We start from the raw sequence: 16,727 nt of genomic DNA, 5'->3' as shown, positions 1-16,727 counted from the left end.
TCGAACAGCGGCGCCGCCCGACGCCGCCCGAGTGGCCAGCTTCGAGGAGCACGCATGAGCACCTCCGACCCGCACCGCCCCGGCGGCGCGACCGACCGTCCCGACGAGACGGACACCTCGATCGAGCAGACGACGCCGGGCGCCGACGACGCCCCGGCCCACGAGGTCGCGCCGACCGTCGAGACCCTGGACCCGCCGGCCCCGACCGAGCCCGAGCCCGACGCGCGGGCAGCCGAGCCGGTCACCGGACCGGCCACCGAGCCGGTCACCGAACCGGTCGCCGGGACCCCCGGGGCCGAGCTGCCTGCGACCACCGGGACCCTTCCCGCCGCGGCACGCACCTCCTCGGAGGCGAGCCTGGACACCGGCCGGCACGCGGTCGTCCGCCCGGCACCCACGCCGCCCGACGAGCCCGCCCCGGACCCGGTCGTCGCCTCGGCCACGCAGCCCGTCGAGCCCGCCGCACCCGTCGAGGCCTCCACCGCGGAGCCGGCAGCCCCCGCGCCCGCTCCCGCGACCGCCGCAGCACCCGCCGCGTTCGCCGCCCCGGCACCGACCGCCACCGGCGACGATCACCTGTTCCCGGACCCGAACGCCCCGCGCAGCACCACGGTCGGCTCCCACATCCTCGGCGTGCTGGTCGGCCTGATCCTCGGACCGGTCGGCGCCGCGGTCCTGCTGATCGGCGAGGCGCAGATCCTCGACGCGCAGGTCGACGGCTGGGACGCCTCCACCGAGGTGCTCGGCATCGTGCTGGTCACGGTGGGCCTGCTGCTCCTCGGCGCGGTCCTGCTGCTCGGGCTGTGGACGCCGTCGGTCCCGATCACGGCGGGCACCGTGCTCACCCTCGCCGGCATCGTCTACCTGTACCTGCCGTCGATCGCCCGCGAGCAGACGCTCAACCTCCTCACGTCGTCGGGCTGGCGGGTCACGGTCACGCAGGTGACGGTCGCGGGCACGTCGGGGATGGTGCTCGCCGTCGGGTTCCTGCTCCTGCTGGCGGGGCTCGTGGCGGCCGCAGCGCGCCGTCGTGGGGTCCACCTCGGGGAGTTCCGCGAGCGCCACCGCGTCTGAGCGGGGGGCGTGAGCGCGCTCGTCTCCGGCTAGAGTGCGTTTCCGGACCCCGGTCCACCTGCATCGACGTCGCTGCACAGGAGGTGGTCCTCGTGACCGACACCCCGCCCGAGACCCACGAGCCCGGCCTCGAGAACCTGCTCACCGAGGACCGCCGGTTCCCCCCGACGCCCGAGTTCGCGGACCAGGCCAACGCGCAGCGCGGCCTGTACGCGTGGGCGAACGCCGACCGGCCCAGCTTCTGGGCGGAGCAGGCCCGTGAGCTGCTCAGCTGGGAGACGCCGTTCGAGGAGGTCCTCGACTGGTCGAACGCGCCGTTCGTCCGCTGGTTCGCCGACGGCACGCTGAACGCCGCGTACAACGCGGTCGACCGGCACGTCGAGGCCGGCCACGGGGACCGCGTCGCGCTGCACTTCGAGGGCGAGGGCGGCGACACCCGCACGGTCACGTACGCAGACCTGCAGCGGGAGGTGTCCAAGGCCGCGAACGCGTTCACCGCGCTGGGGGTCGGCACGGGCGACCGCGTCGCCATCTACCTGCCGCTCATCCCCGAGGCCGTCGTCACGATGCTGGCCTGCGCGCGCATCGGCGCCCCGCACTCGGTGGTGTTCGGCGGCTTCTCGGCCGAGGCGCTGAGCACCCGGATCAACGACGCCGAGGCCAAGCTCGTCGTCACCGCGGACGGGGGGTACCGGCGCGGGTCCGCCAGCGCGCTGAAGCCGGCCGTCGACGAGGCGCTGACCAAGGGCACGCCGTCGGTCCAGCACGTCCTCGTCGTGAGGCGGACCGGCCAGGACGTCGCGTGGAACGACGAGGTCGACGTGTGGTGGTCGGACGTCGTCGACACCGCGAGCGACCAGCACACACCCGTCGCGGTCGAGGCCGAGCACCCGCTGTTCATCCTGTACACGTCGGGCACCACCGGGAAGCCGAAGGGCATCTTCCACACCACGGGCGGGTACCTGACCCAGGCGGCGTACACGCACCGCAACGTCTTCGACCTCAAGCCGGAGACCGACGTCTACTGGTGCACGGCGGACATCGGCTGGATCACGGGCCACACCTACGTCGTCTACGGTCCGCTCATCAACGGCGCCACGCAGGTCATCTACGAGGGCACGCCCGACACCCCGCACCGCGGCCGCTGGTGGGAGATCATCGAGAAGTACAAGGTCTCGATCCTCTACACCGCCCCCACCGCCATCCGGACCTGCATGAAGTGGGGCTCGGAGATCCCCGGCAAGTTCGACCTGTCGAGCCTGCGCGTGCTGGGGTCGGTCGGTGAGCCGATCAACCCCGAGGCCTGGATGTGGTACCGCCGGGTGATCGGCGGCGACCGTGCGCCCATCGTCGACACCTGGTGGCAGACCGAGACCGGCGGCATCATGATCAGCCCGCTGCCGGGTGTCACCGAGACCAAGCCCGGGTCCGCGCAGGTGCCGCTGCCGGGCATCGCGGCGGACGTGGTCGACGACGACGCGCAGCCGGTGCCGAATGGGTCCGGCGGGTACCTCGTGCTCACCGAGCCGTGGCCGGCGATGCTCCGCGGGATCTGGGGTGACCCGGACCGCTACGTCGACACGTACTGGTCGCGCTTCAAGGGCCTGTACTTCGCGGGCGACGGCGCCAAGAAGGACGACGACGGCGACATCTGGCTGCTCGGCCGGGTGGACGACGTGATGAACGTGTCCGGTCACCGGCTGTCGACCACGGAGATCGAGTCGGCCCTGGTGTCGCACCCGTGGGTCGCGGAGGCCGCGGTCGTCGGTGCGGCCGACGAGACCACCGGGCAGGCGGTCGTCGCGTTCGTCATCCTGCGCGGCGACGCGGGCGGTGGCGACCAGGAGGCCGACGCCGTGCAGACCGAGCTGCGCAACCACGTGGCCAAGGAGATCGGCCCGATCGCCAAGCCTCGGCAGATCCTGGTCGTCGCGGAGCTGCCCAAGACGCGCTCCGGGAAGATCATGCGCCGCCTCCTGCGGGACGTCGCGGAGAACCGTCAGGTCGGGGACGCGACGACGCTGGCGGACTCCTCCGTGATGGACCTGATCGCGCGGGGTCTGTCCGCGCCGGGGGCGAAGCAGGAGGACTGACGGTCTCTGCCGCGGCGTTCGCCGGGCTCGTCGCGAGAGCGATGCACCCGGCGAGCGCCGCGGCGGTTCCGACGACGGCCGCAGGGTCCCACCCGTGCCGGACCACGTCCCCCAGCACGACCATGCCGACGATCCCCGGCACGATCACCTCCAGCACGGACACCGTGGCGGCGGCCGACCCCACGGGCCCGGTCTCGAGCGCCCGCAGGTAGGCGAGCGCGGCGACGACGCCCGACACGACGATGACGAGCGCGAGCGGCTGCAGGACAGTGTCGAGCAGGCCCCCCGACGCGTGCGCGGCGCGGGCGGCGATCGCCGCGGCGGAGTAGCCGAGCCCGGCGATCGTCGCGAGCAGGAGCGGGTGCCCTCGTCGGTAGGCCAGCACGAAGGCGCCTGCGAGGAGGCCGGCGGACACCAGCATCGTCGGCACGAACCCGTCGGGCGGGGCCACCGCCGGCTGGTCACCGCCCGCCAGCGACAGCAGCACCAGCGCGCCGACGACGACCACGACGGCGACGCGGTCGACGGCCCGCATCCGGGTCCCGAGCACGAACCGCGCGAGCACCACCACGACCACGAGCGACGACGCGATGATCGCCTGCACGACGAACAGCGGCAGCCGGTCCAGCGCGACGAGGGACAGCAGCCACGCGAGCCCGTCGACGGCGAACGCGGCGATGACCAGGGGCTGCGCGACCACGGCCAGGCCCGCGGTCCGGCGCGTGGCCACGGCCTGCATGATGGTGCTGACGCCGTAGCCGACGGACGCGACGACCGCCGCGAGCACCGCGAGCACGGCACTGCTCACGGGGCGGCCCCGATCGAGCCGAGGAACCGCCCGATCACCGGGATCTCCGTCACCCCCTCGGCGCCTGCCAGGACGAGCGCCTGCGTGGCGACGAACTCGACCGAGTCGAGCACCACGTACCGCGGCACCCAGCCGGGGTCGAACTTCTCGTTGAAGGTGCTGAGCGTGCCCATCTGCGTGCCCTGCGACAACCGCTGCAGGATCGGCCGGGCCAGCGCGTCCATGCGGGAGCCGGCCTCGGGGTCGCCCTCGAGCACCTCGCGCATCATCGCGAAGTTCAGGCCGAGCCCACGCTCACCGCGACCGGCGAGGTGGGCGATCGTCGCGACGATCGTGGCGTCGATGAGCCCGTTCGGCAGCCCCTCCGTGTCGGTGCGCCGCCGCATCACGTCGAGCGACCAGCCGCCGATGTCGGTGGCGGGGACCCACTGGCAGAAGGCGTCGACCCGGCCGGCAGGGTCCCGCGTGACGGAGAGCATCAGGCCGGTGTCTGCGGGCTGGAACAGCCGGGAGAGCGTCATCGAGAAGCCGCGTTCGACGTCCCCCTGCCGGGACTCGTCGCTCATCGACTGGATCATCGCCCGGAGCTCGCCGCCGATCGTCGCGGGGTCGTGGAAGGTGGTGACGTAGCCCGCGCGGGCGACCCGGTTCACCGCCTGGCGCAGCGACTTGTGGGAGCGCCCCTCGAGCGTGAACGTCGGGCAGTCGACGATGGCCTCGTCGCCCAGGTAGACGGTGCGCAGCCCGCTGGACTCGTACTCGGGGAGCCAGTCGGCCGCCGCGCCGATGACGGCCACCGACCACCCGAAGTCGTCGGCGTGGTCGAGGAACTCCGCCCACGCGAGCACCTTCTCCTCGGCCGGCCCGATGGGGTCGGGCGAGACCAGGCACACCCCACCGCGCACCGAGTGCGCGACCACCGACCGTCCGGTGAAGAACCAGTCCTTGTCGTCGCGGAGCGCGAAGTAGTCGAGGGTGCCGCCGCCGTGCTCCTGGACGACGAGCCGCGCGCGCTCCCGCTCCTCGAGGTGGTCCTGCGGGCTCAGCCGATGCGGGTGCCGCGGCGAGAGCAGGGACCAGAGCAGGGCTGCGAGCCCGCCGACGGCCAGCAGGTAGGTGACCGGCGCCAGGAACCGCCCCAGCCGTTCGATGTCCGCGTCGGAGGGGTCCGCGACGACCACCCAGACCACGAGCCCGGCGAGCAGGACGACGACGCACGCGGCTGCGACGACGAGCCCGACGACCGCCTGCCGGACCGCGTGCCGGGTGGGGAGCACCGGGAACGCGCTGCCACGGGCCGCCAGCCAGCCTGCGCCCACCGCGACGACGACCGCCGCCAGGAGGTCCGGGCCCTTCGCCAGGTGCAGCGCGGCGGAGACCGCGAGGGCCACGATCGTCGCGATCCACGCGAGCCGGTGCCCACGCCGCAGGCCGCGGGCGGTGAGCAGCAGGACGACGGACACGAGCACGAGCGTCGGCCGGGCCGTGTGCTCGACCAGCCCGGGGACGAGGTCCCGCACGAAGCCCATGCGCTTCCAGAGCGGGTGCACCACCGCCGACAGCAGCCCGAGGATCGCGAGGACGAGCACGACGCGCGAGGCCACCACCCGGACGCGGCTCCTGCGGCGCTGCTCCTCGATGGCCGACCGTGCGGAGCTGGGCGCGAGACCGGGGCTGGCCGTCATCGCCCCAGTGTGCCCGTCGGGACCTTCCCGGCGGCAGCCTGACAGGCTGGTCCCCGTACCGGGGGCGGAGAGGGGGAGCCGATGGTCCGTGCGGAGGACCCGCCCGGCAGCGTCCTTCCCCCTGACGTGCTGGAGGAGCTGAGCGCGGGCGGGGACTGGCTGAGCTCGTGGTGGACCGTGGTCGCCCTGCTGCTGCTCGCGGTCCTCGCGGTGCTCTGGGCGGTCCGTCGGCGCGCCCGGCACCGGCTCACGTGGCCGCAGTGGACCGCCGCGGTCCTCGCCGTCGCGCTGGCGGCCGGCTTCGTGGCGAACATCGCCGTGGGCTACGCGCCCGACATGGCGGCCGCCCGCGTGGCCCTGGCGAGCTGGGGGGTCGGCCCGGCCGCCGAGCCGCACGCGGCGGGCCCGCACGACGGCGGGGTCGAGTCCGTCCAGATCCCGGCGCCCGCCGCCGACCGCATGCCGGGCGACAGCCTGACGTGGGTCTACACACCGCCCGGATATCCCGACGGGTCGACGCGGTACCCGGTCGTCTACCTCGTGCACGGCACTCCGGGCGCGAGCGGCGACTGGTTCGCAGCAGGCGACGTCCCGCACGTCATGGACGTGCTGCTCGCCCACGGGCTGGTGCAGCCGATGATCGTCGTCGGCGTGGACGTCAACGGCACCGGACCCGGGGCGTCGGACACCGAGTGCCTCGACTCCACCACGGGCGGGTCGCAGGTCGAGACCTACCTGACCGACACGGTGATCCCCTGGGTCGACCGGGAGTACCGGACCGCCACGGACTGGCAGCACCGCACGGTCGGCGGCTTCTCGGCGGGCGGCTTCTGCGCGCTGGACCAGGGCCTGCGGCACCCCGAGCTGTACGGCGCGATCCTCGCGATCGAGCCGTACGGCGATCCGGGTGCCGGCGGGCGGGCGATGCTCGCGACGGAGGCCGAGTGGGACGAGCACGACGTCGTGAGCTACGCGCCGACGATCCCCCTGCCGCACGAGGTCGCGTTGTTCGTCGACATCGCCGGCCTCGAGCACGGCCAGCCCCGGCGGGACGGCACCGCGATCGCCGAGAGCCTGGCGGCGCGCGGGCAGGACGTGCTCCAGCGCGAGGAGGCCGGGCAGCGGCATACGTGGACCATGGCGCGGGTCGCGATCCCCTACGGACTGGTGTTCGCGTCCGCACACATGCCGTGAAGCGTTTAGGCGATGGAGAGCGCCTCCCCGACCTGGTTGTGTGACCACGCACCCGCCCGCCGGCCGGCCGGCGGAACGGCGGGCGGGTGCATCCACACGTCGACCGCCCGCTGCGCGGTCCCCAGATGCCCACGGAACGAGGAAGTCCCATGAGGTCTCGTAGGTCCCTGCTGTCCGGCGCCGTCCTGGCTGCCGCCGTCGTCGCGCTCGGTGCGACGTCGCTGATCACCACCTCCGCGCAGGCCGCGACGCCCCCCGGCCTGCACGTCTCCGGCACCCAGCTCGTGGAGAAGGACGGCACCCCGTTCATCGCACGCGGCGTCAGCCACGCCCACACCTGGTACGTCTCCCAGACGCCGGCCGCGATCCCCGCCATCCGCGCCGCCGGCGCCAACGCGCTGCGGGTCGTCCTGTCCGGCGGCGACCGCTGGACCAAGAACGACGCCGCCGACGTGGCCAGCATCATCAGCCAGTGCAAGGCCAACAAGCTCATCTGCATGCTCGAGAACCACGACACCACCGGTTACGGCGAGCAGAGCGGCGCGGTCACCCTCGACACCGCCGCCAACTACTGGGTCAGCATCGCGTCCGCGCTGCAGGGCCAGGAGGACTACGTCCAGATCAACATCGGCAACGAGCCGTTCGGCAACAACGCGACGACCAACGCCACCTGGGCCTCGGCCAGCTCAGCCGCCATCGCCAAGCTCCGCGCGGCCGGGCTGCACCACAACATCGTGATCGACGCCCCCTCGTGGGGTCAGGACTGGGCCGGGATCATGCGCGACAACGCCGCGACCGTGGCCGCGTCCGACCCTGACAAGAACGTCCTGTTCTCCGTGCACATGTACGGCGTCTACAACAACGCGTCGACCATCAACGCCTACCTCGACGCCTTCACGGCCAAGGGCCTGCCGCTCGTCATCGGCGAGTTCGGCAACATGCACTCCGACGGCGACCCCGACGAGGACACGATCATGTCCGAGGCCGTCAAGCGCGGGATCGGCTACTACGGCTGGTCCTGGTCCGGCAACGGCGGCGGCGTCGAGTACCTCGACATGGTGACCGGCTTCAACCCGGCGCAGCTGTCCTCCTGGGGCACGCGGATCTTCAACGGCACCAACGGCATCAAGTCCACCGCGGTGACGGCCAAGGTCTACGGCGGCGTCCAGCCGACGACCCCGGCCCCCACCACGCCCGCGCCGACGACCCCCGCGCCGACGACCCCGGCACCGACCACGCCCGCACCCACGACACCGGCACCGACCACCCCGGCCCCGACCGGCAAGACGTGCTCCGCGGCCCTCGTGGTCAGCAACACCTGGCCCGGTGGCTACCAGGCGGCCGTCACCGTCAAGGCCGGCACCGCGATGATCAGCAGCTGGAAGACGGCGTTCTCGCTGCCCGCCGGCGGCACCGTGCAGAGCGGCTGGTCCGGGACGTACGCGCAGTCAGGCACCGCGCTGACCGTGTCGAACGCCGCGTGGAACGGGCTCCTCGGCGCCGGCTCGAGCACCACGTACGGCTTCGTGGGTGCCGGCACCGCGCCGAGCACCTCGACCCCGGTGAGCTGCACGGCCGGCTGAGGTCCCAGGACGGCGGAGGGCCGGGTCGTCGTCGCGACCAGGCCCTTCGCCGTCCGCGACCACCGCGGCCGCATCATCGACGCCCCGACGCACACCGACCCGAGTGCCCAGATCGATCACTCCTGCTAGACCCAGAGGCTCCGGAGGTTGCGCACGGCCTCACGGCCGGCCCGGTTGGCGCCGACCGTGGACGCGCTCGGGCCGTAGCCGACCAGCTGGATCCGGGGGTCGGCCGCCACCTCCGTGCCGTCCATGACGATCCCGCCGCCGGGGGCGCGCAGGCCGAGCGGGGCCAGGTGATCGAGCGAGGCGCGGAACCCGGTGCACCAGAGCAGGGTGCGCGCCTGGACCACGGCCGGTCCGCCCACCCAACCGTCGCCGGGCAGGTCGGGGGCGTCCCACTCCGCGCCGTCGGGGGTGATCCGGTCGAACATGGGCCGCGCGCGTAGGACGCCCGCGGTGATCCCGATCCGGTACTCGGGCGTGAGCGGCAGGCCGGTCACGCTGACGATGCTCTGCGGCGGCAGCCCGGCACGCGTGCGTTCCTCGACCTCCGCCACGGCCTCGCGGCCGACCTCGGGGGTGAACGCCTCGTCGCGCCACTGCGGCGGTCGGCGGGTGACCCAGGTGGTGGTCGTCACGCGGGCCAGCAGGAGCGTGAGCTGCACGGCGGAGGTGCCGCCCCCGATCACGACCACGTGCCCGTCGCCGAGGTCCTCGGGGAGCTGGAAGTCGTGCGAGTGCAGCTGGCGCCCACGGAACCCGCCACGGCCCGGGTACGCGGGCCAGAACGGCTTCTGCCACGTGCCGGACGCGTTGATGAGCCCGCGGGCACGCCAGACGACGGTCTCGTCGGGCCGCTCGATGCTGCGCGACCGCACCAGGAGCCGGTCGCCGTCGGACTCGACGCGCTCCACGCGCACGGGCCGCTGCACGCGCAGCTCGAACGCCTCCTCGTACTGCGCGAAGTAGTACGGCACCGCGAACGCCGCCGGCTCGGTGAGGTCCGGGACCAGCAGGGGCATCCCGGGCAGGTCGTGGACCCCGTGCGCGTCGGCCATGGTCAGGCCGGGCCACCGGTGCTGCCAGGCACCGCCGGCCTGTGGGGCGTCGTCGAGCACCACGAAGGTGGCGGGCGCGGTCTCCCAGCCGGACTCCCCCACGGCCCTCAGTCCGGCGCGACGCAGGTGGTAGGCCGCAGACAGCCCGGCCTGACCGGCCCCGATCACGGCGACGGTCACGTCCACGGGGCTCGCGGCGGCCGACGGCGATCGGCGCGCCCGTCGCGACCGGCGGGTGTCAGGGGTCCCGTCAGCCACGGTCGGGGGGCTCCCAGAGGCATCCATCGCCCGCCAACGTACCCGCTCACCCGCCAGGTACCCCCGTCGCGGGTCCCGGTCGTGGTGGGATGGGCCCATGCTCGACGACGCGTCCGCGCAGGTCATCCTCAGCGCGACGGCCGGTCCGCTGACCACCGCGACCGCCGATGCCGTCCGCGCCCTCGCGGACCGGGCGGCGGCCGTGGACGGTGTCGCACCCCTGTCCGAGCAGCCGCTGCTCTGGCTGACCGAGGCGGAGGCCCCGGTCGTCCACCTGCACGCCACCGGGGTGGACGGCCTGGTCGGGTACGCGCAGCTGGACGTCGGCACGCAGTCCTCGGTGAAGGCCGAGCTGGTGGTGGACCCGGCGCACCGGCGCCGCGGGATCGGCCGCGCGCTCGTGGACCGGGCGCGGGCCGAGGCGTCGGTGGTCCCGGGCCGTGAGCTGCGGGTCTGGGCGCACGGGGACCTCCCGGCCGCGCGGGCGTTCGCGGACGACGCGGACATGCCCGTGGTGCGCGAGCTCTTGCAGATGCGGCTCGACCTGACCGCGCGCCCGCCCAGCACGGCCGGGCTCCCGACGGGGGTCACGGTGCGGGCGTTCGAGCCGGGGCGCGACGAGGATGCGTGGCGCCGCGTGAACTCCCGCGCGTTCGCGTACCACCCGGAGCAGGGCCGGATGACGTCGGCCGACCTGCGCGCCCGGGAGGCGGAGCCCTGGTTCGACCCGGCGGGCTTCCTGCTGGCGGAGCGCGACGGGATCCTGCTGGGCTCGGTGTGGACGAAGGTGCACCCCGCCGGCGAGCACGGACCCGACCCGGTGGGCGAGATCTACGTGGTCGGGGTGGACCCGGACGCGCAGGGGCTGGGCCTGGGGCGCGCCCTGACGGCGCTGGGCCTCGACCACCTGGCGGGCCGCGGCCTGGCGGCGGCGATCCTGTACACCGGCGCGGAGAACACCGTCGCGGTCCACACGTACGAACGTGCGGGCTTCGTCCGGTCCGCGGTCGACGTCATGTTCGGTTCGGATACCCCGAGTTCACCTCCGGGTGTCACGATGGGCGCATGACGGACGCCCCTGCCATCGATCCGGCCCTGGCGGCCCACATCGCCGAGCACATGGCGCAGGCCGAGCTCGACGAGTCCGCCGTGGACCTCGAGCCCCTGCCTGCCGACCGGTTCCTCGACCGCGAGCTCTCGTGGCTGGCGTTCAACCAGCGGGTGCTCGAGCTGGCCGAGGACCAGGACATCCCGCTGCTCGAGCGGGTGCGGTTCCTGGCGATCTTCGCGTCCAACCTCGACGAGTTCTTCATGGTCCGGGTGGCCGGCCTGAAGCGCCGGATCGCCACGGGGATCGCTGTGACCGCCGCGTCGGGCCTCTCGCCGCGGCAGGTCCTCGAGTCCATCAGCGAGGAGGCGCACCGCCTGATGGCCCGCCACGCGGCGGTGTTCGCGGAGCAGGTGCAGCCGGCGCTGGCGCACCAGGGCATCACGCTGGTCCGCTGGGACGAGCTGGGCGAGAGCGAGCAGGACCGTCTGCGCAAGTTCTTCCGGCGCCAGATCTTCCCGGTGCTCACCCCGCTGGCGGTCGACCCCGCGCACCCGTTCCCGTACATCTCGGGGCTGTCGCTCAACCTCGCGGTCGTGGTGACCAACCCCGCGACCGGCAAGGAGCACTTCGCCCGCGTCAAGGTGCCGCCGCTGCTGCCCCGGTTCATCGCGGTCGACGCGGCCGGTCGGCCGAGCGCCCCCGACGTCCAGGCGGCGTCGCCCGAGAAGGGCCCGATGTCGTTCGTCCCGGTCGAGGACGTCATCTCCGAGCACCTCGAGCAGCTGTTCCCCGGCATGGTCGTCCAGGAGCACCACACGTTCCGGGTCACCCGCAACGAGGACGTGGAGGTCGAGGAGGACGACGCCGAGAACCTCCTCAAGGCCATGGAGAAGGAGCTGCTGCGCCGACGCTTCGGGCCACCCGTGCGCCTGGAGATCGCCGACGGCATCAGCCCGCGCATCCGCAACCTGCTCATCCGCGAGCTCGACGTGGCCGAGGACGAGGTGTACCAGCTGCCGGCCCCGCTGGACGCGACCGGCCTCAACCTCATCGCCGACCTGGACCGGGCCTCCCTGCAGTTCCCCCGGTTCATCGCGTCCACGCCCCGGCAGCTGGCCGAGGTGGAGAGCGCGACGCCGGCGGACATGTTCGCCAAGATCCGCGAGCGCGACATCCTCCTGCACCACCCGTACGACTCGTTCTCCACCTCGGTGCAGGTGTTCCTGCAGCAGGCCGCGGCCGACCCGCAGGTGCTCGCCATCAAGCAGACCCTCTACCGGACGTCGGGCGACTCCCCCATCGTCGACGCCCTGATCGACGCCGCCGAGGCCGGCAAGCAGGTGCTGGCCCTGGTCGAGATCAAGGCGCGGTTCGACGAGCAGAACAACATCTCCTGGGCCCGCAAGCTCGAGCAGGCCGGCGTGCACGTGGTGTACGGCATCGTCGGCCTGAAGACGCACTGCAAGCTGTCCCTGGTGGTGCGCCAGGAGTCCGACGGGCTGCGCCGCTACTGCCACATCGGCACCGGCAACTACAACCCGAAGACCGCGCGGCTGTACACCGACCACGGGCTGCTGACCAGCGACCCGGAGGTGGGCCAGGACCTCACGCGCCTGTTCAACCAGCTGTCGGGGTACGCCCCGAAGTCGCGGTTCCACCGGCTGCTCGTCGCCCCCCGCTCGGTGCGGGCCGGCCTCATCGAGCGCATCGACCGCGAGGCCGCCGCCGCGCGCACCGGCCAGCCGGCGTGGATCAAGATCAAGGTCAACTCGATGGTCGACGAGGCCACGATCGACGCGCTCTACCGCGCCTCGCAGGCCGGCGTCCCCGTCGACATGGTGGTCCGAGGCATCTGCGCGCTGCGGCCAGGCGTCCCCGGCCTGTCGGAGAACATCCGCGTGCGCTCCATCCTCGGGCGGTTCCTGGAGCACTCCCGGATCTTCGCGTTCGCCAGCGCCACGCCCCCGGCCGACGCCACCTTCGACGGACCCGAGGTCTACATCGGCTCCGCGGACCTCATGCACCGCAACCTCGACCGGCGCGTGGAGGCCCTGGTCCGCATCGCCGACCCCGACCAGGTCAGCGAGCTCATCGAGCTCATGGACGAGTCCACCGACGACGGCACCTCCTCGTGGCACCTCGACCAGGACGGCACGTGGACCCGGCACCACCTCGGTCCGGACGGACCACTCATGGACCTGCAGGCCGCGCTGATCTACCGGCAACGGCGCCGGCCGGGCACCGGGCGGTGAGCCCCGTCCAGGCACCGGCCGTCGTCGAGGCGGCCGGCGCCCTCGTCTGGCGCGTGCGCCTCGGCCGGCTCCAGGTCGCTCTGGTGCACCGGCCCCGGTACGACGACTGGTCGTGGCCGAAGGGGAAGGTGGACCCGGGCGAGACGATCCTCGCGGCGGCGACCCGCGAGGTGGCCGAGGAGACCGGTCACGACGTCGTGCTCGGCATCCCGCTGCCCGGCCTCGAGTACCCCCTGTCCGACGGCCGCCTCAAGCGCGTGCACTACTGGGCCGCCCAGGTGGCCGGCCGGCCCGACGCGGCCGCGCTGCGAGCCCGCCCACCCGTGCCGCCCGCGTCGACCAAGGAGATCGACCAGCTCCGGTGGTGCGACGTCGCCGCCGCGTCCAAGCGCCTCACCCGCGACGACGACCAGGAGCCCCTGGCCGAGCTGGTCGAGGCCTACGACAAGGGCCGGCTGGACACCCGCGCCCTGGTGGTCGCGCGGCACGGCACGGCACGGCGACGCGCGGACTGGAAGGGCACGGAGCTGGACCGTCCCCTCACGCCCGAGGGTCAGCGGCAGGCGCGTGCGCTGGTGTCGGTGCTGTCCACGTTCGGCGTCGGGAAGGTGGTCACGAGCGCGTGGGCGCGGTGCGTCAGCACGATCGCGCCGTACGCCGCCGCGGCGCAGCTCACCCCTGAGGTCTCGTCGATCCTCACCGAGGCGCAGCACTCGACCTCCCCGGCCCGGGTCGCCGCGGAGGTGCTCACGCTCCTGGAGCTCGGCGGGGACGCCGTCCTGTGCACGCACCGGCCGGTGCTGCCGACCGTGGTCGACGTGCTGGCCCAGCACGCCCGACGCCCGGTCGCCGACGCCCTTCCGCGGGCCGACCCGTTCCTGCACCCGGCCCAGGTGCTGGTCGCCCACGTGGCCCAGACGCCCAAGGGTCCACGGGTGGTCGCCACCGAGACGCACCGGCCGCACGAGCTCTAGCCTCGCCCGTGTGCCGGAACCACGCGAGGCGCGGCCTGATCGCTCAGGTCGCGCCTCGCGTCAGGCTCGGGCGAGCGGCGCTCAGGTGAGGATCGGGTTGAGGATCCAGTAGACGCAGGCGGCCACGAGCGCGGCCATGGGGATGGTCAGCACCCACGCGACGCCGATGTTCCCGGCGACGCCCCAGCGGACCGCCGAGAGCCGCTTGGTGGCGCCGACTCCCATGATCGCGGACGTGATCGTGTGGGTGGTCGAGATGGGCGCGTGCAGCCAGTAGGCGCTGGCGTAGAGCACGGAGGCGGCCACGGACTCGGCGACGAAGCCGCGGGCCGGGTCCAGCTCGATGACCTTGCGGCCGAGGGTGCGCATGATGCGCCAGCCGCCCGAGTACGTACCGAGCGAGATCGCGGAGGCCGCCGACAGCTTGACCCAGAGCGGGATGCTGTCACCCTGCGTGTAGAAGCCGCCGGCGATGAGGGCGAGCATGATGACGCCCATCGTCTTCTGCGCGTCCTGCAGGCCGTGCCCGAGCGCCATCGCGGCCGCCGACGCGGTCTGCGCCAGCCGGAAGCGGCGCATGGTGCGGGCGGGCGCGGAGTTCCGCACGAGCCACAGCACGCCCACCATCAGCGCGAACGCCAGGGAGAACCCGACGACGGGCGACAGGATCATCGGGATCACGACCTTGTCCAGGATCGCGCTCCAATACACCGTGACATGGGCGGCGATGCCGGCGCCGGTCAGCCCACCGATGAGGGCGTGGGTGGACGACGACGGCAGACCGAGGCGCCAGGTGATGAGGTTCCACGTGATGGCGCCGATCAGCCCGGACAGGACGATGATCAGCGCCTCCTGGGAGCTGACGCTCGAGATGCTGATGATGTCCTCGGCGATGGTCGTCGCCACCTGCGTGCCCAGCAGGGCGCCGACGAGGTTGAAGACGGCCGCCATGATGAGGGCAGCACGGGGCGTCAGGGCCCGGGTCGACACCGAGGTGGCGATCGCGTTGGCCGCGTCGTGGAACCCGTTGGTGTAGTCGAATCCGAGCGCGAACGCGACGACGACGATGACGAGCGCGAGCTCCACCTGGCTCAGGACTCCTTGAGCGCGATGGTCTCGACGGTGTTCGCCACCTTCTCGAAGGCGTCGGCGGCGTCCTCGAGCTTCTCGACGATCTCCTTGACCTTCATCAGGACGATCGGGTCGGTGACCTCGTCGAACAGCTGCGCGAGCAGCTTGCGGTGGATCTTGTCCGCCTGGTTCTCGAGGCGGTTGACCTCGACCCAGTACTCGGCGAGCGACTCCATCGAGCGCAGGCGGGGCATGGCCTCCGCGGTGAGCTCGGCGGCGCGCTGCAGCACCTGCACCTGGTCGGACACCCGCGCGGGCAGCGCGTCGACCTTGTACAGGACGATGAGGTCCGCGGCCTCCTCCATGAAGTCCATGCAGTCGTCGAGGCTCGACGCGAGGTTGTAGATGTCGTCCCGGTCGAACGGGGTGACGAACGTCTGGTTCAGCCGCCGCATGATCGAGTGGGTCGCGTCGTCGGCTTCGTGCTCGGCCTCGGCGATGCGCTTGCCGATCTCCTTGCGCGTCGGGCGGTCGGCTCCGAGCATCTCGCCGAGGAGGTTGGCTCCTGTGACGAGATGGATCGCCTGGGCGGCGAACAAGTCGAAGAACGTGGTGTCGCGCGGGGTGAGGCGCAGGCGCACAGCGGGCTCCGGAAGACAGGGCGGGAGGGGGGAAAGCCAGGGAGGAAGGGCGGGATCAGGCTAGGACACGCTGGGTCGATTGCCTAACGCACGCCATCGTGCGCATGGACGCCTGGTGACAGCCAGGTGGCGCCTGTGGGTCCGCCCTGAACCCTCGGAGAGGGTGTGCGACGCCGGACCGCGGAGCGCCTCTCGGCGCGTGGCCGCTCGAAGCGGCTTGAGATGGAGCCCGGGGCTACCGCGGCCCGACGTCGCCGCTCATCGTACGCCCGCTCCCGGGTCGAGACGTGGGACCTCGGGTGCCGCAGACGGGCGACCGGTGCGCTACCTGCGGGTTCACCCGTGGCCGATCCGCGGGCGTGGGCGACGTCACTCCAGCCGACCCGCCCGCCACAGCGACGCGGCGTGCTCCAGCTCCTCGGCGGTGCGCACGAGCGAGGCGGCGCCGCGGGTCAGCCGGACGGCCCCGGTGGGGTCGATGTCGTCTAGGTGGTCGGCGTCGAACGCGGCACCCGTGGCGAGCACCCGGCAGAACGCGGCCGCTCGCTCGAGCGCGACGTCCAGCTCGCCCGTGTAGACCCCCGACAGGACCGCGTCGGCGACCACCCGGACGTCGGCAGGCCCGGGGGCGTCCGCGACGCCGGCCACCGCGTCGTGCACCGGCGCGGCCGCGACGCCGAGCCGGTACCGGTCGGCGACGGTCGCAGGATCGCGCCGGACCCACTCCCGCAGCAGGTACAAGCGCCATAGGGCGCCGGGGAGGCTGTCGGCCTGGCTCTCGGACCACAGGGCCGCGACGACGTCGAGCCCCTCCCGCTCGACGAGCGACACGAGCCGGGCCACGACCTCGGGGTCGGTGTTCGCGCGCCCCTGGTGCACCAGGGCGGCCGCGGTGGTGTGCGCCGCCTCGTTGCGCAGCGCGGGGTCGTACCCGCCGGGGAGCTCCTCGGCCTGCGCGGGATCGAGCATGGCGGGTCGACGA

Annotated in this window: 12 protein-coding genes; 7 read left to right on the top strand and 5 right to left on the bottom strand. The window is 73.1% G+C overall.

Features of this window, described 5'->3' with window-relative positions; all coding sequences use genetic code 11:
• The first annotated feature begins 54 nt into the window (after positions 1–54).
• On the top strand, positions 55–1,074 hold the full coding sequence (locus tag AC1DXT_RS10045; protein WP_477061212.1) for a hypothetical protein: 1,020 nt from the start codon (positions 55–57) through the stop codon (positions 1,072–1,074).
• 92 nt (positions 1,075–1,166) lie between these two features.
• The gene (acs, locus tag AC1DXT_RS10040) at positions 1,167–3,167 is read left to right on the top strand and encodes an acetate--CoA ligase (protein WP_477061211.1); all 2,001 of its coding nucleotides are present in this window, start codon (positions 1,167–1,169) and stop codon (positions 3,165–3,167) included.
• Positions 3,168–3,971: 804 nt separating this feature from the next.
• On the opposite strand, the gene AC1DXT_RS10035 is transcribed toward acs, so the two are convergent.
• Complete coding sequence (locus tag AC1DXT_RS10035; RefSeq protein WP_477061210.1) at positions 3,972–5,660, bottom strand: bifunctional lysylphosphatidylglycerol flippase/synthetase MprF; 1,689 nt, start codon at positions 5,658–5,660, stop codon at positions 3,972–3,974.
• Between the two features lie 81 nt (positions 5,661–5,741).
• On the opposite strand from AC1DXT_RS10035, the gene AC1DXT_RS10030 reads away from it, so the two are divergent.
• The gene (locus AC1DXT_RS10030) at positions 5,742–6,854 is read left to right on the top strand and encodes an alpha/beta hydrolase (RefSeq protein ID WP_477061209.1); all 1,113 of its coding nucleotides are present in this window, start codon (positions 5,742–5,744) and stop codon (positions 6,852–6,854) included.
• 149 nt (positions 6,855–7,003) lie between these two features.
• The gene (locus AC1DXT_RS10025) at positions 7,004–8,437 is read left to right on the top strand and encodes a cellulase family glycosylhydrolase (protein ID WP_477061208.1); all 1,434 of its coding nucleotides are present in this window, start codon (positions 7,004–7,006) and stop codon (positions 8,435–8,437) included.
• A gap of 125 nt (positions 8,438–8,562) precedes the next feature.
• Here AC1DXT_RS10025 and AC1DXT_RS10020 read toward each other — a convergent pair whose 3' ends face one another.
• Positions 8,563–9,678, bottom strand: coding sequence for an NAD(P)-binding domain-containing protein (locus AC1DXT_RS10020; protein WP_477061207.1), 1,116 nt, complete (start codon positions 9,676–9,678; stop codon positions 8,563–8,565).
• Positions 9,679–9,853: 175 nt separating this feature from the next.
• On the opposite strand from AC1DXT_RS10020, the gene mshD reads away from it, so the two are divergent.
• The 3 genes from mshD to AC1DXT_RS10005 are packed head-to-tail and all read left to right on the top strand — an operon-like array spanning position 9,854 to position 14,033.
• Positions 9,854–10,825, top strand: a complete 972-nt coding sequence (gene mshD, locus AC1DXT_RS10015) for a mycothiol synthase (protein WP_477061206.1) — start codon at positions 9,854–9,856, stop codon at positions 10,823–10,825.
• Positions 10,822–13,059, top strand: a complete 2,238-nt coding sequence (locus AC1DXT_RS10010; RefSeq protein WP_477061205.1) for an RNA degradosome polyphosphate kinase — start codon at positions 10,822–10,824, stop codon at positions 13,057–13,059. The genes mshD and AC1DXT_RS10010 overlap by 4 nt, the downstream gene beginning before the upstream one ends.
• A complete protein-coding gene (locus tag AC1DXT_RS10005; protein WP_477061204.1) occupies positions 13,056–14,033 on the top strand; it encodes an NUDIX hydrolase in 978 nt (325 codons plus the stop codon). The genes AC1DXT_RS10010 and AC1DXT_RS10005 overlap by 4 nt, the downstream gene beginning before the upstream one ends.
• 81 nt (positions 14,034–14,114) lie before the next feature.
• On the opposite strand, the gene AC1DXT_RS10000 is transcribed toward AC1DXT_RS10005, so the two are convergent.
• The 3 genes from AC1DXT_RS10000 to AC1DXT_RS09990 form a co-directional block, all read right to left on the bottom strand.
• A complete protein-coding gene (locus AC1DXT_RS10000) occupies positions 14,115–15,119 on the bottom strand; it encodes an inorganic phosphate transporter (RefSeq protein WP_477061203.1) in 1,005 nt (334 codons plus the stop codon).
• 5 nt (positions 15,120–15,124) lie between these two features.
• A complete protein-coding gene (locus AC1DXT_RS09995) occupies positions 15,125–15,745 on the bottom strand; it encodes a DUF47 domain-containing protein (protein WP_421743388.1) in 621 nt (206 codons plus the stop codon).
• A 369-nt stretch (positions 15,746–16,114) separates the two neighbouring features.
• A complete protein-coding gene (locus tag AC1DXT_RS09990; protein WP_421743740.1) occupies positions 16,115–16,714 on the bottom strand; it encodes a hypothetical protein in 600 nt (199 codons plus the stop codon).
• Positions 16,715–16,727 lie beyond the last annotated feature (13 nt).

The sequence above is a fragment of the Cellulomonas sp. P1_G12_2 genome, assembly GCF_056405535.1.
The sequence above is the reverse complement of the archived record's forward strand: the minus strand, read 5'-3'. Positions and strand labels throughout refer to the sequence as shown.